This window comes from Dickeya ananatis, assembly GCF_019464615.1.
Taxonomy (GTDB): Bacteria; Pseudomonadota; Gammaproteobacteria; order Enterobacterales; family Enterobacteriaceae; genus Dickeya; species Dickeya oryzae.
On sequence record NZ_CP040816.1, the window covers coordinates 2,592,153 to 2,614,218 of the forward strand.

At 55.5% G+C, this 22,066-nt stretch carries 23 protein-coding genes; 17 read left to right on the forward strand and 6 right to left on the reverse strand.

The window, feature by feature from the left end:
* The 5 genes from FGI04_RS11510 to FGI04_RS11530 form a co-directional block, all read right to left on the reverse strand.
* A complete protein-coding gene (locus tag FGI04_RS11510; RefSeq protein ID WP_434964866.1) occupies positions 1–4,305 on the reverse strand; it encodes an RHS repeat-associated core domain-containing protein in 4,305 nt (1,434 codons plus the stop codon).
* Positions 4,306–4,316: 11 nt separating this feature from the next.
* Positions 4,317–4,724 carry a DUF1795 domain-containing protein gene (locus FGI04_RS11515; RefSeq protein ID WP_407321191.1) on the reverse strand — a complete coding sequence of 136 codons (408 nt, stop codon included), beginning with the start codon at positions 4,722–4,724 and terminating at the stop codon, positions 4,317–4,319.
* 13 nt (positions 4,725–4,737) lie between these two features.
* The gene (locus FGI04_RS11520; protein ID WP_407336389.1) at positions 4,738–6,591 is read right to left on the reverse strand and encodes a type VI secretion system Vgr family protein; all 1,854 of its coding nucleotides are present in this window, start codon (positions 6,589–6,591) and stop codon (positions 4,738–4,740) included.
* 112 nt (positions 6,592–6,703) lie between these two features.
* Positions 6,704–7,222: an Hcp family type VI secretion system effector gene (locus FGI04_RS11525; protein WP_407336388.1), complete on the reverse strand. Its 519-nt coding sequence runs from the start codon at positions 7,220–7,222 to the stop codon at positions 6,704–6,706.
* Between the two features lie 703 nt (positions 7,223–7,925).
* On the reverse strand, positions 7,926–8,195 hold the full coding sequence (locus FGI04_RS11530) for a helix-turn-helix domain-containing protein (RefSeq protein WP_012884169.1): 270 nt from the start codon (positions 8,193–8,195) through the stop codon (positions 7,926–7,928).
* Positions 8,196–8,328: 133 nt separating this feature from the next.
* On the opposite strand from FGI04_RS11530, the gene FGI04_RS11535 reads away from it, so the two are divergent.
* The 5 genes from FGI04_RS11535 (at position 8,329) to FGI04_RS11555 (ending at position 10,469) form a co-directional block, all read left to right on the forward strand.
* A complete protein-coding gene (locus tag FGI04_RS11535; RefSeq protein WP_038904895.1) occupies positions 8,329–8,607 on the forward strand; it encodes a helix-turn-helix domain-containing protein in 279 nt (92 codons plus the stop codon).
* 113 nt (positions 8,608–8,720) lie between these two features.
* A complete protein-coding gene (locus tag FGI04_RS11540; RefSeq protein WP_012769229.1) occupies positions 8,721–8,978 on the forward strand; it encodes a helix-turn-helix transcriptional regulator in 258 nt (85 codons plus the stop codon).
* Positions 8,979–9,474: 496 nt separating this feature from the next.
* Positions 9,475–9,669: an AlpA family transcriptional regulator gene (locus tag FGI04_RS11545; protein ID WP_042857869.1), complete on the forward strand. Its 195-nt coding sequence runs from the start codon at positions 9,475–9,477 to the stop codon at positions 9,667–9,669.
* A gap of 16 nt (positions 9,670–9,685) precedes the next feature.
* Positions 9,686–10,270: a DUF2857 domain-containing protein gene (locus FGI04_RS11550; RefSeq protein WP_407336753.1), complete on the forward strand. Its 585-nt coding sequence runs from the start codon at positions 9,686–9,688 to the stop codon at positions 10,268–10,270.
* Positions 10,260–10,469 (forward strand): TraR/DksA family transcriptional regulator, encoded by a 210-nt coding sequence (locus FGI04_RS11555; RefSeq protein ID WP_407336755.1) that lies wholly within the window; start codon positions 10,260–10,262, stop codon positions 10,467–10,469. The genes FGI04_RS11550 and FGI04_RS11555 overlap by 11 nt, the downstream gene beginning before the upstream one ends.
* Positions 10,470–10,637: 168 nt before the next feature.
* Here the strand turns inward: FGI04_RS11555 and FGI04_RS11560 are convergent, their stop codons facing one another.
* Positions 10,638–11,390, reverse strand: coding sequence for a DUF2971 domain-containing protein (locus FGI04_RS11560; RefSeq protein WP_407336757.1), 753 nt, complete (start codon positions 11,388–11,390; stop codon positions 10,638–10,640).
* 533 nt (positions 11,391–11,923) lie between these two features.
* On the opposite strand from FGI04_RS11560, the gene FGI04_RS11565 reads away from it, so the two are divergent.
* The 12 genes from FGI04_RS11565 to virB11 all read left to right on the forward strand — a co-directional run bounded on the left by FGI04_RS11565 (position 11,924) and on the right by virB11 (position 22,045).
* Positions 11,924–12,157 carry a hypothetical protein gene (locus FGI04_RS11565; protein WP_407336758.1) on the forward strand — a complete coding sequence of 78 codons (234 nt, stop codon included), beginning with the start codon at positions 11,924–11,926 and terminating at the stop codon, positions 12,155–12,157.
* 69 nt (positions 12,158–12,226) lie between these two features.
* Positions 12,227–12,883: a lytic transglycosylase domain-containing protein gene (locus FGI04_RS11570; RefSeq protein WP_407337411.1), complete on the forward strand. Its 657-nt coding sequence runs from the start codon at positions 12,227–12,229 to the stop codon at positions 12,881–12,883.
* 6 nt (positions 12,884–12,889) lie between these two features.
* A complete protein-coding gene (locus FGI04_RS11575) occupies positions 12,890–13,171 on the forward strand; it encodes a TrbC/VirB2 family protein (protein WP_407336759.1) in 282 nt (93 codons plus the stop codon).
* Positions 13,172–13,181: 10 nt separating this feature from the next.
* Positions 13,182–15,929 (forward strand): VirB4 family type IV secretion/conjugal transfer ATPase, encoded by a 2,748-nt coding sequence (locus FGI04_RS11580; RefSeq protein WP_407336760.1) that lies wholly within the window; start codon positions 13,182–13,184, stop codon positions 15,927–15,929.
* 24 nt (positions 15,930–15,953) lie between these two features.
* Positions 15,954–16,673 carry a TrbJ/VirB5 family protein gene (locus FGI04_RS11585; RefSeq protein WP_407336761.1) on the forward strand — a complete coding sequence of 240 codons (720 nt, stop codon included), beginning with the start codon at positions 15,954–15,956 and terminating at the stop codon, positions 16,671–16,673.
* Positions 16,674–16,683: 10 nt separating this feature from the next.
* A complete protein-coding gene (locus FGI04_RS11590; RefSeq protein WP_038900923.1) occupies positions 16,684–16,959 on the forward strand; it encodes an EexN family lipoprotein in 276 nt (91 codons plus the stop codon).
* Between the two features lie 75 nt (positions 16,960–17,034).
* Complete coding sequence (locus FGI04_RS11595) at positions 17,035–18,045, forward strand: TrbL/VirB6 family protein (protein WP_407336762.1); 1,011 nt, start codon at positions 17,035–17,037, stop codon at positions 18,043–18,045.
* 88 nt (positions 18,046–18,133) lie between these two features.
* Positions 18,134–18,274 (forward strand): hypothetical protein, encoded by a 141-nt coding sequence (locus tag FGI04_RS11600; protein WP_162942923.1) that lies wholly within the window; start codon positions 18,134–18,136, stop codon positions 18,272–18,274.
* Positions 18,267–18,950, forward strand: a complete 684-nt coding sequence (locus FGI04_RS11605) for a VirB8 family type IV secretion system protein (protein ID WP_407336763.1) — start codon at positions 18,267–18,269, stop codon at positions 18,948–18,950. Before FGI04_RS11600 ends, FGI04_RS11605 begins: the two co-directional genes overlap by 8 nt.
* Positions 18,947–19,840 (forward strand): P-type conjugative transfer protein VirB9, encoded by an 894-nt coding sequence (gene virB9, locus FGI04_RS11610; RefSeq protein WP_407336764.1) that lies wholly within the window; start codon positions 18,947–18,949, stop codon positions 19,838–19,840. Before FGI04_RS11605 ends, virB9 begins: the two co-directional genes overlap by 4 nt.
* Positions 19,837–21,039 carry a VirB10/TraB/TrbI family type IV secretion system protein gene (gene virB10, locus FGI04_RS11615; RefSeq protein WP_407336765.1) on the forward strand — a complete coding sequence of 401 codons (1,203 nt, stop codon included), beginning with the start codon at positions 19,837–19,839 and terminating at the stop codon, positions 21,037–21,039. Before virB9 ends, virB10 begins: the two co-directional genes overlap by 4 nt.
* Positions 21,029–22,045, forward strand: coding sequence for a P-type DNA transfer ATPase VirB11 (virB11, locus tag FGI04_RS11620; protein ID WP_407336766.1), 1,017 nt, complete (start codon positions 21,029–21,031; stop codon positions 22,043–22,045). The genes virB10 and virB11 overlap by 11 nt, the downstream gene beginning before the upstream one ends.
* Positions 22,046–22,066 lie beyond the last annotated feature (21 nt).

Sequence of the window (22,066 nt, forward strand, 5' to 3'; positions counted from 1 at the left end):
TCACTTATACCAAGGGATATTTGAGGGAGAGATTGCACCTTGAGAGCGTAAATTCCATAACGATTCAGCAACAAGACTTCTTGCTTGTTGTGTCGTTGCTCCTCCTGATTCTAGTGCATTGACTGCTATTTTCGTATGCTCTGCAAGAGTATTAGGCCGCCCACTATTATAAAGCTCCTTGAACGCCTGCCTTTGATATGAAGTCATAGCTTGATGGTCTAACCCCATCTTATCCATGTAATCCTGACTAATTGAGAATCCTTTTTTAGGATCATATTTGGGGTTACTCTTAAAACCAGCTTTAGCATGTACGTGATGTCCACCGACATCTTTATATTCACCAGTCCCACACTTAGCAAGACCTAAAGGATCGATCCACGTTAGGGGATTCGGAGCATAGGCATAGTTGTTCAACCCGCCCAGCACCCCTATCGGGTCTGGCGAGACATAGCACCCACCGGCCGGGTCGTAGTACCGAAAGCGGTTATAGCACAGCCCGCTTTCGCTGTCACGGAGCTGCCCGGCGAAGGCCAGGCCGGGGTCCGGACTTTCCGATTTTTCTGCCTGACGCTGGCCCCACAGGGTGGCTTTCGGTGCCTGCCAGCGCAGGGTGCCGTCCGGTGTGAACAGCGCCTGTGGGGTGCCGTTCTGGCTGCTGGTGACAAAATCCGTTTCCCAGTCGCCACCGGTGTGCTGGCGCTGCTGGACCACCAGCTCCCAGCCGTTGTAGACCCAGTGGCGGCGGGCCACGAGCTGGCCGTGGCGATAGTGGCGGATTTCCGCTATCTGGTCGCCGTCCCACTGGTAGCGAATTTCTTCGGCTTTCTGGTCGCAGCGTTTGCCTACCCGGCGACCGAACGGGTCGTAGCGGTACAGCCAGCGTTCGCCGGTCGGGGTATCCACCACCCGCAGCTGGTTGCGGCTGTCCCAGCGGTACTGCCACACCTGCGGGCGGTAGCCCGGCTGCACCACCTGTTTACGGATAAGCCGTCCGGCCCTGTCGTACTGGTAATGGGTGTCATCGTGCTGAACCAGTCGGCCAGACTGCCACTCGGTGAGGCGACCTGCCTCCTGCGGCAGGCCGCTGCGGGTGTAGTGGAAGCGGGCGGTGGTGTCCACCGGTTTGCCCGCACCGCCGCTCAGTACATCCAGCACCCGGCCGGTGGCGTCCAGACGATAACCTTCGGCGTCGCGGTTGTGACGCACCCCGGTCAGGTTACCGGCACCGTCGTAGCGGTATTCCCGCGTCTGTGCCGCCAGCAGGTGGCCGTCGTGCTGTGCGCCGCTCATCTCCCGCGTCAGCCAGCCCATCACGTCGTACTCCCGCTGCTGGACAAAGCCGCTGCCGCCGCGGTGTGACTCGCGGCCCGCTGCATCCTGGGTCAGGGTCAGGTCGGCACCGTCCGGCAACTGCACCTGCCGCAGCTCGCCGGTGCGGGTGTAATGGAACAGACTGGTGAGCGGCGCGAGGGGGCCGGTGGTGTCCCCGGCGTCGCCGTCCCAGGTCAGGGTGCGGGTGACGGTGCGGGCCGCGTCATCGTACTGGCGGGTGAGCAGCGTGCCGTTGTGCCATTCACGCACCACCCGGTCGCGCAGGTCGTAGTCCAGTTGCACATGGGCGGTGGCTGACGAGACCTCGGTCAGGCGGCCCACCGCATCATAGCGGTAGTGCAGGGTGTCGTCCGGCGCGGTTTCACGCAACAGCAGGCCGCGGGCGTCGTAGAGGAAGTGACGGGTGTCGCCTTCGCCGTTGCGCACGCTGACGCACAGGCCGTCCTCGTCGTAGCTGTAGTGCGTCTCGGTGCCGGTCATGTCACGCTCGCGGATGACCCGCCCGTCGGCATCCAGCCACCACTGCCAGCGGCTGCCGTCCGGGGCAATAACCGTTGTCAGTTGCTGGCTCTCTTTATCGTACGCGTAGTGCCAGGTGCGGCCTTCGGCGTCGGTGCGCGCGGTCAGCAGGTCGAACGGGCCGAAGGTCTGACGCCACAGCGCGCCGTTGCCGTCCACGTGGCTCAGCAGGTTGTTGTGGCGGTCGTACTGGCGCTGCTCTTCCTTGTCATCCGGGCGTATCAGCTGCTCCGGCAGCATCCAGCTGGCCCGGCGGTAGCCGAGCCGGAAACGGGCACCGTCCGCCCGTTGCCACTGCACCACCCGGTCCTGCCCGTCGTAGCGTAACTGCTGGGTACGGCTCTCGGCGTCAGTGGCACTCAGCAGCCGCTGGCGGTGGTCGTACTGTAACCGGGCCTGCACCTCACCGGCGGCGTCGCTGACCTGGGTCAGCAGGCCGTAGCGGTTCCAGGTGAATCGTACCTCGCTGGCATCCGGCCCGGTGAGTCGCTCCGGGTTGCCTTCGGCGTCATACACCCAGCCCCACTCGCGTCCCAGCGGGTCGGTGACGCCGCACAGCCGCAGCGCGTCGTCGTAGTCGTACTGCCACTGGTGGCCGCTGGCGTCGGTAAAGGTGCTGACCCGCCCGGTATCGTCCAGATAGCCGAATTCGACCACCCGCCCGGCGGGCGAGATTTCCCGCAGCAGGTTGCCAACCTCGTCGTAGTCGTAGCGGGTGACGTGACCGAGCGGGGATGTTTCCCAGCTCATCAGGTGCAGGTCGTTAAAGCCGAATTCGCTGCGCTGGCCGTGGCCGTCGGTCATTACCACCCGGTCGGGCAGGTAGTCGAAGCGGGCGGTCAGGAAACCGTCGGCGCAGGTGGTGTAGACGCAGCGCCCCTGTGCGTCGTATTCGTAGCGCGCCCAGGTCTGGTCGTTATCGTGCCAGCGGGTCAGCCGATGGGCGGTGTCGTACTCGTAGTAGAGGTGATAGGCGTGGGTGGCGTCCGCTTCCACCAGTCGGCCCTGTTCGTCCTGGCGGTACACGGCCAGCAGCGTTTTCTGGCCGCCATCGATGCGTTGTATCTGGTACAGGTACTCACCCTGCCACACCAGCAGCAGGGTGACGCCGTCGCTGTGGCGCACCTGGCGCAGGTAGCCTTTCGGGTCGCGCACCAGTTCGATGCGGTTGTCGTGGCTATCGTGAATGGCCGACAGCAACCGTCGCTCGCCCTGCACCACGCTAAAGTCGCGCCAGGTCTGCTGGTCGCGGTGCCACAGGCTGAAACCCTCGCCCCGGCGGTGCAGGGTAAATTCAGGGTAGTGCGGGCAGTACACCGCCTGTACGTCCTGATGGAAGGTAAAATCGATGTCGTAGCCCTGTGCCAGCGTGATGACCACGTGGGTGTTGAGGCCGTCGCGCGTTACCGTCGCCACCTCGCTCCAGCTGTCGTGCCAGCCGCGGCCCAGCAGCCCGACATGTACCGAGGCGGAGCGGTAGGTGCGTTCGAACACCAGCGGCAGCGTCTGGCCCAGCGCGATATCGGTACGGGATTCAATCACCTCGCCGCTGGCGATATAAACCGGGTCTTTGAGGAAACCGCGCACCGCTTCCGTGACACGCGACAATCCCTTGTTGTTGCGAAACCCCTCACTGGCACATTTAACGGCGCTTTTCAGTCCTTTTAGCGTTTTCAGCGCCCCGACACGCATCCCTTTTAGAACCCACATCGGCCCACGGGTGAACAGTTTCCCCAGCCCTTTGAACATGCCGCGGCTAGGCGGCACCAGAAACTCCACCGCAATCAGCAGCGCCTTTTCCCACCAGCTGAATTCGTCGGCTATCTCCAGATAGGTGCCCTGCCCGGAACCGAAAAATACCGTCGAGGCCCCTTCCTTGAGGGTAGCACCACACACGGTTTTATCGTCGATACGGGCGGCCGGTGCGTCGTTCACGAACACGGATTCGCTGCCCTGGGCAATCAGTTGCGGACTGTTGTGCTTGGTGCAGGCGACAGTATCTTTCGTGGCGCGGGCCACCGGCTGCTTTTCGACAAACACGTTACCCGAGCCAGACGCCACCGGCCCGAAGGCCGGTGATGCACTGTCCACCATCGCCGACACCTTGCTGGACACCGCGTCTATCAGCCCACCCAGCAGGCTGACCGCACCAAATCCGGCGGCCAGTTTTACCGCCCCCACCACCAGCGCCGCCCCCATCCCGCCAGTCCCCACCACGGCGACGGCGATAGCGCCCGCCACGGCGGCGGCGGCGGTAAATACGGCGGCCGCCACCAGCGCCCCGGCCACGGCACCCGCCAGTGCACCCAGGAAGCTCTTGTGCTTGATGGTCTTGCCCGGCGACGTTGGCGGTTTACCCTGACAGGGTTGCGGCCGGTCGGCGGGCGGGTTGGGACGGTTTCCGGCATGCATGGCCCCTACCCGGGCCACCCGGCTCAGAATATCGTTGAGCATCGTGACTCCCTTCAGGACGCGGCTTTAAACGTCTCGATGACCGCCAGCAGGGCGGCTTTCTGTTCATCCTGCAGTTCACCGGCGGCGGTAAGGGTAAAGGTCAGCAGCAGCTCGCCGCGTACCTGCATCACCACCACCTGGTGCATCGGGCCTTCCGGCGAGCGCCAACTGTACTCCAGCCCGCGTGCAGGTTGACCATCCAGCGTCAGTTCCCAGGCGGCACGCTCCTGATAGCCCTTCAGGTGGGCGGAAAACTGTGACAGCGTCTGTTCATAGACGGTGTCCGGCGACAGGCCGAATTCAATCGGCGTGCGGTTGACCACCAGATTGGCGGTATCGCCCGGCAGCACAAACACGTGCAGCGACTCGTCGCGCCAGCCCGTCGGAATAGCCAGGATGCCTTCGTTCATCTGATACATGCGTGCTGCTCCCTCAGTTCAAATCGATACGGGTGCCGTTCAGCACCAGTCCTTTGCCGGTAATGGAAATGTTGCCTTCGCTGTCAATGGCGATGAAGCCACCCGCGGTGGCAATCAGGATGTCGCCGCTCTGGGACTGGATGGCGATATTGTTTTTCACCTGCAGCGACTCGTTGTCGTCAACGGTGGTGTGGCGGTTTTTGGTGACGGCGACGGTCTGCTCGCCCTGAATTTCGGTGACCTGATTTTCCTTCACCGACACCGTCTGATTGTGCTGCACCACCACGGTCTGGTCGCCGCCGACATTCTCGGTATGACTGGCGTTGACCGCCGTGCTGCGGTTATTCAGCACCACGGTGTTCATGTCCTTCTGGGCGTGGATAAACACCTCTTCCTGCCCGGCCTGGTCCTCAAAGCGTAGCTCGTTGAAACCGGCCCCTTTATGAGTACTGGTGCGCAGCGAGGTGCGGGTCTTGTTGGCCGGTAGCGGATACGGCGACGGGTTGGTGGCGTGAAAGGTGCGACCGGTGACGATGGGCTGGTCCGGGTCCCCTTCCAGAAAGCTCACCACCACCTCATGGCCGATGCGCGGAATGGCAATCAGCCCGTACTGACCACCGGCCCAGCCCTGACTGACCCGCACCCAGCACGAGCTCTGGTCGTCGCTGGCACCGTAGCGGTCCCACGGGAACTGCAGCTTCACCCGGCCAAACTCGTCGCAGTAAATTTCTTCACCCGCCGGGCCGACCACGGTGGCAATCTGCGGGCCGTCCACCATCGGCTTGTACGGCATGGCCGCACGCCAGGTGGTGGTGGCTTTCACCACCTCGAAGCTGTTGCTGATGGTGGTCGGCTCGCCGCCGCTCTCTTCCTCCAGCGCCTGCGGCTGCTGGCCGCTGTGGGTCACCGCCACCACCTGCCAGGCCAGATTAAACGCCGGGTTCGGGTGCTCGGTCAGGGTAAAGGTGCCACCCGGCATCAGTTCGGCAGCGTTGGATTCACCCGCCCCGGTCATTGCCCCGGCACGCAGCGCGTCCAGCCGGTAGCCGGTAAACGCCTTGCCGCTCGGGTCCTGCTTGAAGCGGCCGGGGTAGTCAAAGTGCTGGTAGGATTCACGCTGATGGTCCAGCTCGCTGCTCATCCTGTTGTGCAGCAGCCCGTAGGCCGGGGTCTTGAAGCTGTAATCCTTCAGCGCCACTTCGGCGGTACTGACCGCTTCGGCGTAGCGGAAACGCCGCACATACGCCCCTTCGCTCAGCCCCTGCGTGGCGAGATTGAAGAACAGTTCCGGGCCTTTGGCCAGCGCACCGGCGTCATCGGCGAACACCACCCGGTGCTTACCGGCGTCGAACTCGTGGAAGTAGAACAGCCCTTCTTCTGCCGCCAGCCGGTGGATGAACGCCAGGTCGCTTTCGCGGTACTGCACGCAGTACTCGCGCACCGCGTGGTCGTGGCGCAGGGCGAAGGCATAATCGGTAATCCCGGCTTCTTCCAGCAGGGTACTGATAATCGCGTCCGGCTTCTGGGTCTGGAAGATGCGGGCGTTGGTACGCAGACCGAGCCGCCACAGCGCCGGGCGCACTTCTGCCTGATAGCGGGTGCGGCGAAAACCGGTGTCACCCTGGGCAAAGCGGCTGACGATACCGCTGACCCGGCGCTGCAGTTCGCCTTCATACCACACCAGCAGCTCGCACGGCTGGTCCAGCACCGCGCCGAAATCGATGCCGGGCTGGCTGCTGGCCAGATTGAGCGACAGCGCGAACGGCTGGTTCAGCGCCTCGCTCAGTTCAAAATCCACCACCGCGAAGGTGGTGTCCGGCAACGCGCCGACCTTCACGGTAAACTGCAATCCGGTACTGTTGGCCACCTGACTTCCTCCTTATTCCCTGTCTGCGTCCGCACTCAGCGATGACCCCTTTCATCGCTCAGGGCAGGCTGAAAACGACAACACCCGGACCGGAGTCCGGGTGACGGCGTGATTACGCTTCGACCGGCGCGCGCCAGTCGTCAGAGCCGGAGGTCCCGGCCACGGTGTGCTCCCAGTCGATTTTGCGGTACGCCAGCGATACTTCGATAAGCTGGGTGTAATCCTGCTTGGACGGGTCCTGGCAGTGTGGCATCTGGTTGTTGATGTCGACGATGGTGGCGTCGGTCAGTTTGGTGGTGAAGAAATGCTCCTGCTTGCCTTCGACAGAGGTGCGGAACCACTTCAGGGTCACGGTCGGCAGCATTTCGCCGGAGGCCAGCGCGTTATACAGCAGCGGTACGGCTTTATTCAGGGCCACGGTGAACTTGAACGGTTTGTGCACGCGCTGACCGGCAGGCTGGCCGGACTGCGGGTCGGTCGGTACGGTGACGATGTGTTTGAATTCCTGCACCAGCATCTCGTCTTCGTGGCCCTGCACGTAGATGTTGCCGACGGAGTCGGAGGTGAAGGCACCGGCGGTGATATTGCCCTGGGTTTTACCTTCGATGCTGATATAGCATGGAGTTGGCATAGTCTTGCTCCTCGCTGTTGAACATGTGTTTGACTTCACGGTTCATAAAGCAATGACTATGCCACTTTTTATTTGGTTGTTTTAAAAGGGAAAAATCATATCGTCATTTTCCCTAAGTCAAATTTGAGCAAAAAATTGCGCAGACCTCCCGAAAAAACGGCATCCATTGCGCAAACAGGGGTTTATGCTGATAACTGAGCAAGAAGTTGCGCAGATTTTGCGATCATTCTGCGGGTGACTATTTTTCGAACTATTAGTGGCCTGTTTTTTGTGATTGTTATCACGTTTTTGATTTTTATGAACGCTGGGATGCCAATGTGTTTACCGCATATTGCTGTGCCAGATATCCCGTCGAGTGATAAAGAAAGGCATTCCGGCACGGGGAAAGACAGCACCAGATAATCCGGCTTCATCATGCTGATTTGTGAGACTAAAGACCCACTCAAGAGGTAAAGATAGTGTCGGCACCCTACCCGCCATGTCTTGCGGCATCCACCCCTCAACTTATTGAGTCCGACGAAAACCAACGGGTATATCTGCGTATCATGCATGAAGACTGGCCCGATAGCATCGGGCCACAAAGAACAGAGGTAAACAGGATAAAAGTGAATGAAAATCACGCTAATGAGTGTGATTTAAACATGAAAGGGATATCCCTATCACTGCCCTTCTCTGCCTGCTTTGCCGCAGGCACAGCTAACGATCATTTATCCTGAGTATACCGGGGGCGAGAGCGTGGGGTGCGTGGGATTAACTGCCCCTGTTCGTCAAAATAGCGACTCGGCCAAATCTCATAGGCCGGTACCCCCAGTGCATCAGCAATCAGCTGCTCCCCTTTAGGCCACGGGCGATTAAGCGCATTACCCAGCGTTGAGGAATTCAACCCCGCCGCCCGCGACACGGCGGCCATCGTAGTTCCCCGTTTGTGAAGCCCGGCAATAATGTCGGCAGAATGCCAGTCGATATTAGCCATTTTATTTACCTCATTCAAAGACTTGAAGTCCAATAAGGATAAGTGGATGAATGTTATCTTTAGTAACTCTAAAGATGATTCATCTTAAGGAATGCTAAAGATGATGTCAATATAACCAATAACAGGAAACGTTATGGTTCCGCAGCGTCTAAGAGCCGCAAGAGAACGTGCAAAGATTTCACAGGAAGAACTGGCGATAGCCGCCGGGATTTCTGAGGATACAGGCTACTCAAGAATGTCACACTATGAGAATGGCAGGCACAAACCAAAATTTGAGCTGATATGCACGTTTGCCAAAATACTGGATGTACCGGAAGGATACTTCTACACGCTGGATGACAGCTTTGCTGAAGCCATGCTGAAGTTGCATGCTGGCGAGCTGGTTCAGTGGAGAAAAAACAAATCTAATTAATTGAAAAAATTAGCGATCCCTATAAATACGAATCATCATCTTTATGAACTCTAAAGATAAATTCTATTGAGCAATGCTAAAGATCTCCGTGAAATCCTCATTGGGAACACGGCATGATCCCCAAAAGACTCAAAGAAGCACGCTTGCACGCTAAACTCACTCAGGAAAAACTGGGTGTACTGGCTGGGCTTGAAGAAGCTACGGCTTACTCACGCTTGTCTCATTATGAAAACGGTACGCACAAGCCGACCTTCGAGCTGGTGTGCGAGTTTGCTCGCGTACTGGACGTACCGGAATGCTATTTCTATATAGTGGACGATCAGTTTGCGCAAGACGTGCTTGAGTTATTTCGAAGCAAGAGGAGTGGTTAGGATTAGGTTCTGTCTTTTAATTTGGCAACCAGCGGTTCTCAGCGTATAGCAGGTACTGGCTTTCATCAGTCAATAGAACATGCTGGTCACCAATAGCGAGTTCAGCGTCAGGCTCCCCCCCAGCGTGTATTCACCCCGACTTCCGCACCTGCCAGGCTGGCGATAATGGCCGACCAGTCAATAAACATTCCTTGTCAGATCAATATGACCCGGGTGGCAACAATACAACCGCCTATAAAGAGTTTGCCATAAACATCGTGATAGCAGAAAGGTCATCGGTACCCAGCCGTCATCGGAAAAATTGCGCCGAACCACGTGAAAGACTTCCTCTGGTTAAATAAACGCTGAGTTATAGAAAAACAATTCCGCGATATTGTCTAAAAACCCGTATTACGGATGGTGATATCCGTAATACGGGTTCATCAACTTTCACTCCTTCCCTCGCTGTGTTTTTTTGTCTTCTCCGGGCATACGCCATTCTGCACTGGAGGAACCTATGTCATCTCATCAGTTATTACGTCTGAGACAAGTGGAAGAAAAAACTGGCCTTAAGCGCTCGCAAATCTATTTGTATATGAAAGACGGAACCTTTCCGGCCTCAATAAAGATTGGTCCCGCCAGCGTCGCCTGGCTCGAATCTGAAATTGACGAGTGGATTAACCTCAAATTAGCCAACCGCTTAACGCGCTGATGGAGGATATCGCCTTATGATCCCCTCACTGAATTACGCAGTGTTAACACACGCCCTTGCTGCGCTTAAGGACGGTAATTTTCGTTATTGTGAGACGTTAGGGTTCACCTTTGACGAATTAAATGCCCTCAATCAGCTCTCCCTCGACGAACTGTTTATCGTCAGCCGGACATCGGCGCAATTTATGGCGGTCACTGTCCGCCATGACGTCCTACAGCAGATTCTGACGTTATCCCGCAAGGAGGCGCAGCGCCAACAACAGATTAACCGTGCCATCAGGCAGGGAGGATCAATCGCTCTCCTGCACCACTTTTTTGGCCTCACCTCAAACGAGGTCTGCACTCGTCGTCGGTTATTGGGTGTCACCATCCCTTATGGCCGCACGCCTATCCCCGATGAAACCACTGATGCCGAAATCTGGCGGTTATGGCAGAAAAGCCGACCTGAAAACCTGGAAACGCCTGACGCACTGGAAGGGATGATGCAGATCACCGAAGCGTTGTCCTCACGGAAGGAAGGGCCTTCGCTCACCGTTGTCTGGAACCGTATCACCCTTTGCGAAAAGGAAGCACCGAACAGGAGGACATCACATGCCAGATGAAATCGATCGCGATCAGGAATTTAATGAGCAACGACTGGAAGAGATGATTGAACAGAATCGTTTTAAACCAGCCAGCACGTCCTCATTATATTACTGTCGTTTGTGCGGTGAGCCGATTCCCGAGCAGCGGCGGCAGACTCTGCCGGGTGTGACGACCTGTACGGAATGCCAGGCTATTATTGAGCAACGTCAGCGCTGATAGTATGCAAATATACGCGCAGAGAAATGATCTTCTCTGCGCATTCTTTATTATCTTAATAAATATCATACTTATGATAAGCGTTAAATCACTGAGCAAAAAACAAACTACCAGATACTACCTTAGATAAAGTGCAAATAAATTCATCTACCTATTTATATTTTTTATTTAATAGATTGGTGATATATAAAGATTAGAACGTCTAACCTCCACATTAATTGAATATTTTTTAATCACATCCCGCAATAAATTCAGCATCCATTCAGGTGCACGGGGCGATAAATGAATTTTTTTAACGAAAGAGTTAATATTTGCATCAATAGAAATTACAGCTGGTGCAACGCAATTATCAAAATCAACTCTATTTCTTTTCACATCAATAGGTATTTTTTGAATTAAAAACCTGACTTCTCTTTCATGCTCAAATGACTTTCTTTTATGAGTAAAAGGATAAAATGCATTATTTATTGGAAATATATCCTTATCATAATCAATATAATTAACCAACCCAATAAATGCCTCGGGTGGTAATAAATCTCTCAGATCAGCATATGTGGTTTCAATTGCTACTGAAGCATCGTTTTTACTATATAAATCCCACATAGCTGCAGATTCAAAATTATTTGCATGCCAACAACTTATATAAGTGTGTTTTCTTAAGTTTAAATTAAAATCATAAATATATCTGAGACTTTTAGCGTCGCTATTGCCAGAATCATTTCCCTCGACATCTTGTAAAGATTTTACAATTCTTCTGGGGTACGTTCCTTCATAAGGATCATCAAACAAATCAGATCGACATGCGAATATTTTTTGATAAGTTATTAATGACATGAACTTAGTAAAGTCCATGTATTTCCAGAGCGAAACATCATCAGAAATTGGTTGGGGGAAGCATGGGTGATCAGCAGTCGCAGCCATTATATACCTTTCTGTCAAAAAAAATAGATTCTACAGCATAATTTTAAGGTATGAATTAAAGATATAACTCAACCATTAGTCAATTAAATTCCCTCGATCAGCACCCATATTACTATATGCGCATAGATTTATAATAGTCAAAGAAATAATACTTCAGATGCCTTTCGTGATAAGCCATGTCTACATCATTAGATGCTTCTACAAAAACTTGTCATTCACCCCCAAGCTAATACATCCCACCATTCAAATAATTACCACACTATACATTTTCTCTCTTATTTCCTTTTTGATTTTCCCATTTCCCACCCGAATGAACTATTGCACGCTAACCCTGCCACCTTCCCCTGGCGAGCGTGATGGACGTGTAGTCGTCCGGGGCCGGTATTGCTCTTTAACAAGTTGGGTCGGGCTGTCACGCAACCACAATTCAGGGTGCCGCTGAATGTTCTCGCTAACCCGTTGAAACCGGAATGCAGAATCGGGATGTGACCTATCGGTTTAACTCATTATTCCTGTTGATTAAAGGAAATACCATGCGAAAACCTACCTATCACGTATTTGTCACGCAGGAAAGCCCGCCCGATTCACGCGGAGAAAGAAACACATTCTGGACCAAGGTCGGCGTGGCCTTCGCCCATCATGGTAAACCCGGATTGAATATCGTCCTGACACCCGGCCTTGCCGTCTCCGGTAAGCTGGTGCTTCTCGAACCCCGGGATGACGGCGACACGCCACCCGAGCCCGGCGCGATGAACGCCCAGCCGTAACGCACCTTTCCCCCGCCATTGAACAGCCTGATGGCAATCTGTAGCCTGAATGACGTCACTGAGGCAACCATGCTTTCTCCGACAGCCTTTCTGGCGGCGGCGATGCAGTGTGCCGCCAGCATTCACCCGTCCACCGCGTTTGATGTGGCGAAGGTGGAATCCGGCTTTAATCCTTACGCCATCGCTGAAATCGTGCCAAACGACGAGAGAATGCCCGGCAGCGCAGGTGTTATTTCCCATCAGCCCACCCGCCATGAAACGGCCGTCAATATCATCAACCGGATAGAGGCCAGGGGTCGCCGCTATTCGGTCGGGCTGATGCAAATCACCAGTACCCATTTTCAGCATTACGGCGTGACGGCCCAGGCGTTGTTAGACCCGTGTACCAATCTGTCTGTTTTTGAGCGCATCCTTACCGACTGCTATCAGCGCGGTGGCACGCTGCAACGCGCACTCAGTTGCTACTACGCCGGTAATTTCACTGCTGGTCAGCAGCCCGAATCCGCCTTCGACCAGACCAGCTATCTCCAGCGTATTGGCTATGCCGTCCCGTCAACGCGGGAAGACCGCGCGCGTAGGCACGCCAGCCAGGCCACGTCAGAGACTCATTATCCGGCCACCGTGCTGCGCGGTGAGCTTGCCGACACCACCACACCGGTTTCGACCACCCTGCGCTACCCCAACGCCGTCCTTCGCGGCGATGTATCCCCCCCCTGTTCCCCATGAGGAGAGATGACGATGCAAAAACGTAAATACTTACCTGCCTTTTTTCCCGTCTTCATTTCCGGCCAGGCGCTGGCGGCAGGCAGCGGATTTACCAAAGCCAATGACACGCTGAGTAACACGTCCACCGGCCTGCTGGGGCTGGCCGCCGTCACCATCACACTGGCCACCATGTGGGTGGGTTACAAGGTGCTGTTTGACGGTAAAAGCCTGCATGACATGCGCAACGTCATTATTGGGGCGATCCTGATCGTCGGTGCATCCGGCTTTGGCGCGTACTGGGCATCCTAGGGGAAAACCGATGACCACCCTGAATAAAGCGCTCACCCGGCCCGCCGCGATCATGGGCATCACCCTCGTCCCGTTCGTTCTCGTCAGCGGGGCCATCGTCCTGCTGTCGGTCTATGTCAGCCATTACCTGGCGCTATTACTGATCCCGGCCTGGCTGGAAATGCGGGCGAAGGCCCGAGCCGATATCCATTATTTCGGGTTGTTATGGCTGGCGTTTAAAACCCGTGGCCGGTTTGCCACGAACCGGCATTTTGGCGCGACGGCGATGCTGGCAAACCAGTATGACGCCGTCGATATTTCGGAGTTTACCGACAAGATGAAATTAAACGCGCGCATCACGCTGGATAAATACATCCCCTACTCTTCCCACCTTCACCCGCACGTCATCAGAAACCGCCACGGTGATTTCGTCGCCTCCTGGGAGCTGGGCGGCACCCTGTTTGAATGTGAGGATGAACATCACCTGACGCTGATGACAAGCCATCTCAACAACCTGATCCGCGCCTATGAAGGGCTGCCGGTCACGTTCTATATTCACCGAATACGGGAGACCTATCAGGATGCCTTTGAGGCAACCTCGGGTATTCCGTTTTCCGACGAGGTCGCAACGCGCTATTACCGGGCACTCAACGCGAAGCCGCTCTGGCGGCATCGGTTATTTTTCACCATTTGTTATGCGCCCTTCTCCGCACTGGAGAAAAAGGCCATGAAGACACAGCCCGCCGGAAAAAGGCAGGCGGCGCTGGATCAGGCGCTGAAGGTCATGCTGGAGCACCATGCCGCACTCGGCAGCGCACTGTCACGCTATATGGCAACCCCTCTGGGAACCTATGAGGAGAAAGGACGGGTCTACTCCTCGCAACTGGCGTTCTACCATCGCCTGATCACCGGCCAATGGCAGCCGGTGGCGGTGACACGTTCACCGTTTTACCTCACGCTCAGTACACCGGATGTGTTTTTTACCACCGATACCGCCGAATGCCAGACCGTCGGCGGCTCCCGTTTCTTCCGCAGTCTGGAAATTAAGGACTATTCGCCGGAGACCGCGACCGGCCTGCTGGATGCGCTGTTGTATGCCGAAAGCGAGTACGTACTGACGCAGTCTTTCACCTGCATGGCACGGGATGAAGCGCAACACTATATCCGACTGGCGGAAAAACGGCTGAATGCAACCGACGATGACGCACTGTCACAGCGTGAAGAGCTGGTTGTCTTGCGCGATCTGCTCCAGTCCGGGCATGTGTCCTGCGGCAAATACCATTTTTCCCTGCTGGTGTCCTCGGCCAGTGCCGATCAGGTGGTCAGGGAGACCCACGCGCTGGCCCAGCCGTTTACCGACCTCGGTATCATGACCTCGCTGTCCACGCTGTCGTTACCTGCCGCCTATCTGGCTCAACTGCCCGGCATGTATCCCTTTCGCCCCCGGCTGGTGGTCGTCAGCAGCCAGAACTACGCGGATCTGGGCAGCCTGCATAACTTTCACCCTCACAAACGCAGCGGCAACCCGTGGGGTGACGCCATCGCCATTCTGACATCGCCCGGCGGCGGAGGTTATTACCTGAACCTGCACGACAGCCAGGTCGGGCGGGATGACTTCAACGAGAAAACGCCGGGGAATACCGCCATCATCGGCAAAACCGGCTCAGGGAAGACCCTGCTGATGACGATGATGCAACACCTGATGCAGAAGTACCGCCACCCGGCGACATTTTCCGCTGCGGCCCCCGGTAAACGGCTGACTACCGTTTACTTTGATAAAGACCGGGCCGCCGAGATGTCGATCCGCCAGATGGGCGGGCGTTACTTTCGCATCCGCACCGGTACGCCTGCCGGGTTTAACCCGTTTTCACTTGCGCCAACCCGACGCAACATCAGCTTTATCAAGCAATTGGTCCGCATGTTGTGCCGTCGCAGCAGCAAACCACTCGACCCACGCGATGAAGCGCGCATCAGCACCGCCGTGGATACCCTGATGCAGGACTACCCGCCGGAATTGCGCCGTTATGGCATTACCCGGCTGCTGGAGGTGTTGCCCGAACCGCCGACCCGCGAGGCCAGAACCAACGGGCTGCGCATCCGTCTGAAACAGTGGGCACAGGGAGGCGAATTCGGCTGGATTTTCGATAACGCGGAAGACAGCTTTAACATCGGCGAGAGCGATAACATCGGCATCGATGGAACAGAATTTCTGGATGACGACGACATTCGCGGCCCGATCACCTTTTACCTGCTGTTCCGCGTCACCAGCCTGCTGGACGGTCGCCGGTTGGTGATGTTCATGGATGAATTCTGGAAATGGCTGGCGGATGTCGAGTTTTCCAGATTCTCCCTCAATATGCTCAAGGTGATCCGTAAACTGAACGGCATTTTTATCCCCGCCACCCAGTCCCCCGATGAAATTGTCAGGCACCCCATCGCGCCCGCGATTATTGAACAGTGCAGCACGCAGATCTTTCTCGCCAATCCCAAAGCCAGCCGGGCGGATTACGTAGAGAAAATGAACGTCCCCGAAAGCGTGTATGACACCGTCCGTCGTCTGGACCCTGGCGAGCATTATATGGTCATCATGAAAACACCGCTGCGCGCCGGTGAAACCCGGCCCTTTGTCGCCCTGGCAAGAATGGATTTATCGGGCATCGGCAACCTCACCAAAATCCTGAGCGGAAGCGAAGACAACCTGAAACGGTTTGATGCGCTTTATCAGGAAGGTATGTCCCCTCACGACTGGAAAGCGGCCTTCCTTGAACAGGCCATCTGAGATTCACTTCGGAGGTAAATCACCATGCAGACCCGATATCTCTTTCTGGCGTTCTCGCTATGGCTGTCCGCACCGGCGATAAGCGCCGGTATCCCGGTGTTTGATGCCGTCAACAATGCCGAGTCGATTAATCAATGGATGCAAAAACTCAAACAATGGCAGGAAACCGTTACCCACTATAAAGACGAGCTGGATGCCTATAAACAGCAATTGGCGACGGCAACCGGGATACGGGATATTCAGGGGTTTCTCCGCGAGGCAAAAAGCCTGAAAGACGATATCGACGCGCTTCGCAAGAACGGTATTTCACTGGATGACCTGCTGACCAATCCAGACGGTTCCTATTCTTCCGCGCTTCAGGGGTTATATAAAAAATACCAATCGTTTGATAGCTGTAACCCGTCCCGTTCATCCCTGCGTTATCAGGACAGTTGCAAACAGCTGTTACTCAATCAGGCGCTGGCGATTGAGAATACCCGTGAGGTTCAGGACAGGATGACCAGCACGTTGAACGACATCGCAGACCTGTCTGACCGCATCGCCAATGCCAAAGACTCGAAAGAGTCACAGGACCTGGCGAATACCGTTGCGGCCAAAAGCGTGCAACTGAACGCCCTAACCAGCCAGTGGGAGATGTCTGTCCGGCAGACGGAGCAGAGGGCAATACTGCTGGAGCAGCAAAAGCAGAAAGCCTTTGAGCAACAGCAATTAACTGCCCCCGTTGCCGATCTGAACAATATATAGGGAGGTTCGCATGTTAAAACCCGTATCAATCTTATGTGTCATTTCAGCCATTATTACGCTATCCGGCTGTAAAGAGACAAGATCTGAAGCCTGGTACAAAGAGCATCCTGATGAAACATATCAAGTCTATACGCAATGCCTCAAGGATGGTGAGGCAAGTGATAATTGCGAGTTCGCCCACCGGGCAGCATTGATGTTTGCCCAGACAGGAAAACCAGGTATCAAGGAAAAATTCGAGACACTGTTCCAGCAGGAAGCCCAAAAGAGAAAAGCCGTCACAGAGTAATATCCCCACCCACGAAAACAGGGATGATTCCCTGTTTTCTTATTTTCTGTCTGTTCCTGTTTCAAGAGAGGCACCATGTCTGGTGGTATTTTCGTTGGTATGGACAAAAACATCATGGATGGGCTCAACGCCGTATTAGCTGGTCAGTCGTCTACATACGGCACCATGATCAGCGTTATTATTGTCAATTCCTTCACGTTATTTATTCTGTATCGCGGTTATCAGACGCTTGGTGGCAAACTCCAGACGCCCGTTGAAGATGTTGTCTGGGATGTGGGTCGCATGTTGCTGATTACTACCTTCGTGTTAAACCTCGATGGCTGGCTGGATACCAGTATTGCAGCTATTGAAGGACTTAAAGATGGTATTAGCGGTAATGATAATATCTGGGCGCTACTTGATACCGTGTGGGCAAAGGCACAGACACTGGGACAAATGCTGCTTAACCTGGATACGTCAACCTACGTCAAACTGAATGGCGGATTGGCCGAAGTATTGGTCTGGGGCGGTGTCATCGTTCTTTTACTGGCCGCGACGTTTGTAAACCTGCTGGCTGAAATCACCATACTGTTAATGACAACAACCTCCCCATTATTTATTTTCTGCCTGCTCTACGGTTTTCTCAAACCGATGTTTGATAACTGGTTGAAAACTATTTTTACGGCGATATTGACGATAATGTTTTCCGCCTTATCTATCCGAATCGTCATCAACTACCTGAATAAAATACTGGATGCCGCAACAACAACATCCGCTGAAAGCAACATGGTGACATTGGCAGCACAATGTTTACTGGCCGGAATTGCATCAGGTACCGTCGTCTGGTTTTCCGCAAAGATAGCCAACGCACTGAGCGGTGTCGCCGTTCAGGCCGCCTTGCAAGGTGCGGCCATGAGCGGCTTATGCGGTCTGGCGAGCACGTCATCTGAAGCAGCAAAACCGGCGATGAAAACCGGGGTGGCGGCGGCCCGGCTGGCCGCTGGGACACTCATCGCCACGGGCACCGGCAACGCCATCTCCGCATGGCAAAAGCGTGCCGCCGCCATTGAGAGTATGAAGCGCCTTAACCAGCAGCGTCCTCGCTAATTTCTTTCTCACTCCCCCAACTCGTCACAGGGTGCCGAGGCAATCGCCGTCGGTACGGTATATCTGTATCCGTTAACAAGGGCTTTCCATGAAATCCAGCATTGTCTTTCTGATGCTGTGCATCCTCACGGGCTGCGCAGGGCATCAACACGACCTCCCGCCGGTATCCGGCGATCCTCAACCGGTCAATTCCCCCGCGATTATTCAGGAGCTGACAAAACATGTCTGAAACAGAAAACCTCATTGCGTCATCCCGCACCTTTGAAGCGGTTCTGCTGGAAAAAGATGAACGGGAAAAAAAGCGCGCGTGGCGAATGGCGGCAACCGGGTTTGCGCTGGCAGCGCTGACGATAACCGCGCTGATTATTCTGCTGCCGCTGAAAACCACCGACATCGAATTATGGTCGGTGGATAAACAGACCGGACGCTATGAATATATGACCCGTCTCAAGGAGAAGGATATCGCTACCGAAGCCGCGTTGGCTCATGCGCTATCCGCCCAGTACGTCCGGCTGCGCGAAGGCTATAACTATTTTGCACTTCAGCGCGATTATGACGACGTGCAGCTCTTCAACAGCGACAGCGTGAACCGGGATTACCTCGATGAGTTTAACGGCAATCAGGCCCCTGACGTCATGTTCAATAAAGCGGAATACGTCGTGTCTGTCGAAATTATTTCCAACATTCACGCCCCCGCCACCGCCCCTGACCACCTGGCAACCTTGCGCGTTAAACGCATAATCCGCCGCATTGAGGATAACACGGTCAAAACGGATATCTGGAACATCCGCCTGACTTATCGCTACCTCCCCCGCAAACAACTGACGGACAGCCAGCGAGAAGTGAACCCATTGGGGTTCATCGTCACCAGCTACCAGCGCGATAAAGAACTGAGGGGGGAATGATGCTGAAAAACACCGTACTGATAGGGCTGATGCTGGCATCATGCGCTGTCTGGGGGGCCGCGATACCTCGCGGTAGCGCCTATGACAGCCGCATGCAGCATGTCACCTATGACAGCCAGAATGCCACCGTCGTCAACACCCGCCCCGGCTACCTCACCACTCTCCTGTTTGATGACGATGAAGCGGTGCTCGACGCCCAGACCGGTTTTCCCAAAGGCTGGCGAGTGACCAAAAGCGATAACCGGGTGGACGTCAGCCCCAACCCTGTCATCCAGCCGGTAACGGAGGACAACGGCAATAACGTCAACAAGGTGTTTCTGCCGACCGCCAAAGAGTGGAAAACCAACCTGTTGGTGGTGACATCCAAACGCGAGTACAGTCTGGAGCTTAACGTGCTGGATAACGACTCGCCCTCGCAGGCCTTCATTATCCGTTTTCACTATCCCGATGAAGCGCGCAGGCAATCAGCGGCCGCCGATGCCGCCCACCGGCAACGCCTGCGTGAGGCACAGGAAAAGCAACAGATTGTGGCCGCTTTCGAGCAGGCCACCACACCGCGAAACTGGCACTATATCAAGCGGGTCGCGGCGGGTTCGGCGACAATTGCACCGGATTTTGCCTACGATGATAGCCGCTTTATCACTCTCGGTTTTTCAGCCACCAAAATTCTGCCGTCACTGTTTCGGGTCGTTAACCAGCAGGAGCAGACCGTCACGCCCCTAATCACCAAACACGGGAACTACACCGTGATGGTCGTGCGGGCCATGTCGCCGCATCTGGTGTTGCGTTATGGACGCGCCGTGGTCGGCATTGAGAATACCGCATTCGGCAACGTCGCCGTCAGCGCTGGTGACACCGTTTCGCCCGCCGTCACGCTGGAGGCCAAATGACAGACCATCCCATCCCGGATACAGTGGAAAAAAACGTGGCTGAACGGGAAGCCGAAGCCCGTGAACGCGCCAGAGCCGCGAGAGAAAGCCAGACACCGGCGCACAACACACCGCCCGGTCAGCCGGAAGTCACCCGCTTTAAAAAACCCGCCAGTCGCCGAACGCTGCTGGTCAGCCTGCTCAGTCTGGCGGTGCTGATGCTGCTGGCATGGAGTGGGGATCGCTTTTTTGGCGCAGTCAAACACAGCGATGACAAGGCGACGGAGACCCAGCCGCCGACCGGTGTAATACCGCCTGCGCGTAAAAACCTCGGTATGGACAGTCATCCGTTCGGTCTGTTCGAGCAGAGCAGACCGGAAACCACAACGGATCATCGCCAGACGCAGGTTGCCCCGCCACCGCCAGCACCGCCCGCGTTAAACAAGGCCACCGCCCTGGCCGACGGGTTAAGCCAGGTGTCAGATACCGCATCGGCTTCCCACGTCACCGCCTCCGGCACTGACAAGCAAAAGCCTACTACCGCGCCTGACCCGGAGATAAACGACGCCGCTCCCGGCGTGGTAACAGTCACCCACATCCGGCGGCTCGGTCTCGATCCCGATCTCTACCTACCGGTTGATAGCTACATTCCCTGCTCGATGATGCAGCGCTTTGTTTCCGATGTCGGCGGGCGGATTTCCTGCCTCATCAGCGAGGATGTCTACAGCGCCAGTCATCATGTGAAGCTGCTCCCGGCAGGCACGGTCGCCCGTGGCGTCTATCGTACCGGCGCACTGCAACAGGGCCGGAGCCGAATGTTTGTCATCTGGACGGCGTTACGCACACCAGAGCCCGGTAGCCTGCACATTCCGCTGACCGATACCGAGGCCAGCGGCCCGTTGGGAGAAGCCGGGATTAGCGGCAGGATCGATACCCATTTCTGGGAGCGGTTCGGCAACGCGTTAATGCTGAGTACGGTACAGGACGTCGCCGCTGCGGCGGCGAATACAGCGCCGGGGAAAGACCGTAATACCGACTACACCGAGAATACGCGTGCTGCCGCCTCGGAGATGGCAAAAACGGCACTGGAAAACAGCATCAATATCCCGCCCACGATGTACATCAATCAGGGGGAGGTGATCGGCATCATGACCGGCACGGATATCGATTTCTCTTCCGTTTATCAACTGCGTCTGAAAAAGAGGTGGTATGAACGCTGAAAACCTGTCGCTTGATTTCATGAAACATCAGCTATTTGGTGAATTTCTGCCACTGGCAGGCCTGACGGAAATCGCCATTAACCGCCCTGGTGAGATCCACACCAAAATAAACGGTCGATGGCAGAGACATGAATCGCCAGTCACGTTGCGTCAGTGCCATGCCTTTGCCAACGCGCTGGCCTCATGGCATGACGATAATATTGATGACACGTCGCCGATTCTGTCCGCCACGCTGGAGTCTGGCGAACGAATTCAGGCCATTATTCCCCCGGCCTGCGAGCGGAATACCGTGTCCATTACGCTGCGCAAGCCGTCATATACGCAGAAAAGGCATCAGTCGTGGATTGAGGCGGGCTTTTATCACCGCGTAACCGGTCAGGAGCAGGCTGAAAGCAAAGACGAGGAACTGACCCGATATTACAACAACGGGGACATTCCCCACTTTATTGAAAAAGCCGTCGAGTACGGCAAAACGCTCTTTATTGTGGGGGAAACCGGCTCGGGTAAAACCACCTACATGAAGACGTTGCTGCACTATATTCCGTCGCATCTCAGGCTGACGACAATTGAAGACAACCCTGAAATCCGGTTTTACCACCACACCAATTATGTGCATCTGTTTTACCCGGCAGAGGCCACCGACGAGGCGATTGTCACCCCCGGCAGGCTGATACGGGCGAATTATCGAATGAACCCGGACAGAATTCTGCTGGCGGAAATTCGCGGGCGGGAAGCCTGGGACGCACTGAAAATTATCGGCTCCGGCCATGAAGGGCTTATTACCTCCCTGCACGCGGGCAGCCCGGAAGAGTGTATTGAGGGACTCATCGACCGCTGCTATGAAAACCCGGACTGCAACAATATCCCGTTCGATGTGCTGTTACGCAAGGTGCTAAAAAGCATTGATGTGATCGTCAGTATTGATATCCATGGCGACGTTCGCCGGATGAGCGATATTTATTTTAAACCGGTACACCTTCATCACATGAAGGAAATATTCAGATAGACGAACCATCCCCCCCTGCCA

What these genes read in the sequence shown, in the direction of transcription:
- FGI04_RS11510 (WP_434964866.1), bottom strand. Translation starts at nt 4,305, where the DNA reads ATGCTCAACGATATTCTGAGCCGGGTGGCCCGGGTAGGGGCCATGCAT.
- FGI04_RS11515 (WP_407321191.1), bottom strand. Translation starts at nt 4,724, where the DNA reads ATGTATCAGATGAACGAAGGCATCCTGGCTATTCCGACGGGCTGGCGC.
- FGI04_RS11525 (WP_407336388.1), bottom strand. Translation starts at nt 7,222, where the DNA reads ATGCCAACTCCATGCTATATCAGCATCGAAGGTAAAACCCAGGGCAAT.
- FGI04_RS11530 (WP_012884169.1), bottom strand. Translation starts at nt 8,195, where the DNA reads ATGGCTAATATCGACTGGCATTCTGCCGACATTATTGCCGGGCTTCAC.
- FGI04_RS11535 (WP_038904895.1), top strand. Translation starts at nt 8,329, where the DNA reads ATGGTTCCGCAGCGTCTAAGAGCCGCAAGAGAACGTGCAAAGATTTCA.
- FGI04_RS11540 (WP_012769229.1), top strand. Translation starts at nt 8,721, where the DNA reads ATGATCCCCAAAAGACTCAAAGAAGCACGCTTGCACGCTAAACTCACT.
- FGI04_RS11545 (WP_042857869.1), top strand. Translation starts at nt 9,475, where the DNA reads ATGTCATCTCATCAGTTATTACGTCTGAGACAAGTGGAAGAAAAAACT.
- FGI04_RS11550 (WP_407336753.1), top strand. Translation starts at nt 9,686, where the DNA reads ATGATCCCCTCACTGAATTACGCAGTGTTAACACACGCCCTTGCTGCG.
- FGI04_RS11555 (WP_407336755.1), top strand. Translation starts at nt 10,260, where the DNA reads ATGCCAGATGAAATCGATCGCGATCAGGAATTTAATGAGCAACGACTG.
- FGI04_RS11560 (WP_407336757.1), bottom strand. Translation starts at nt 11,390, where the DNA reads ATGGCTGCGACTGCTGATCACCCATGCTTCCCCCAACCAATTTCTGAT.
- FGI04_RS11565 (WP_407336758.1), top strand. Translation starts at nt 11,924, where the DNA reads ATGCGAAAACCTACCTATCACGTATTTGTCACGCAGGAAAGCCCGCCC.
- FGI04_RS11570 (WP_407337411.1), top strand. Translation starts at nt 12,227, where the DNA reads ATGCTTTCTCCGACAGCCTTTCTGGCGGCGGCGATGCAGTGTGCCGCC.
- FGI04_RS11575 (WP_407336759.1), top strand. Translation starts at nt 12,890, where the DNA reads ATGACGATGCAAAAACGTAAATACTTACCTGCCTTTTTTCCCGTCTTC.
- FGI04_RS11580 (WP_407336760.1), top strand. Translation starts at nt 13,182, where the DNA reads ATGACCACCCTGAATAAAGCGCTCACCCGGCCCGCCGCGATCATGGGC.
- FGI04_RS11585 (WP_407336761.1), top strand. Translation starts at nt 15,954, where the DNA reads ATGCAGACCCGATATCTCTTTCTGGCGTTCTCGCTATGGCTGTCCGCA.
- FGI04_RS11590 (WP_038900923.1), top strand. Translation starts at nt 16,684, where the DNA reads ATGTTAAAACCCGTATCAATCTTATGTGTCATTTCAGCCATTATTACG.
- FGI04_RS11595 (WP_407336762.1), top strand. Translation starts at nt 17,035, where the DNA reads ATGTCTGGTGGTATTTTCGTTGGTATGGACAAAAACATCATGGATGGG.
- FGI04_RS11600 (WP_162942923.1), top strand. Translation starts at nt 18,134, where the DNA reads ATGAAATCCAGCATTGTCTTTCTGATGCTGTGCATCCTCACGGGCTGC.
- FGI04_RS11605 (WP_407336763.1), top strand. Translation starts at nt 18,267, where the DNA reads ATGTCTGAAACAGAAAACCTCATTGCGTCATCCCGCACCTTTGAAGCG.
- virB9 (WP_407336764.1), top strand. Translation starts at nt 18,947, where the DNA reads ATGATGCTGAAAAACACCGTACTGATAGGGCTGATGCTGGCATCATGC.
- virB10 (WP_407336765.1), top strand. Translation starts at nt 19,837, where the DNA reads ATGACAGACCATCCCATCCCGGATACAGTGGAAAAAAACGTGGCTGAA.
- virB11 (WP_407336766.1), top strand. Translation starts at nt 21,029, where the DNA reads ATGAACGCTGAAAACCTGTCGCTTGATTTCATGAAACATCAGCTATTT.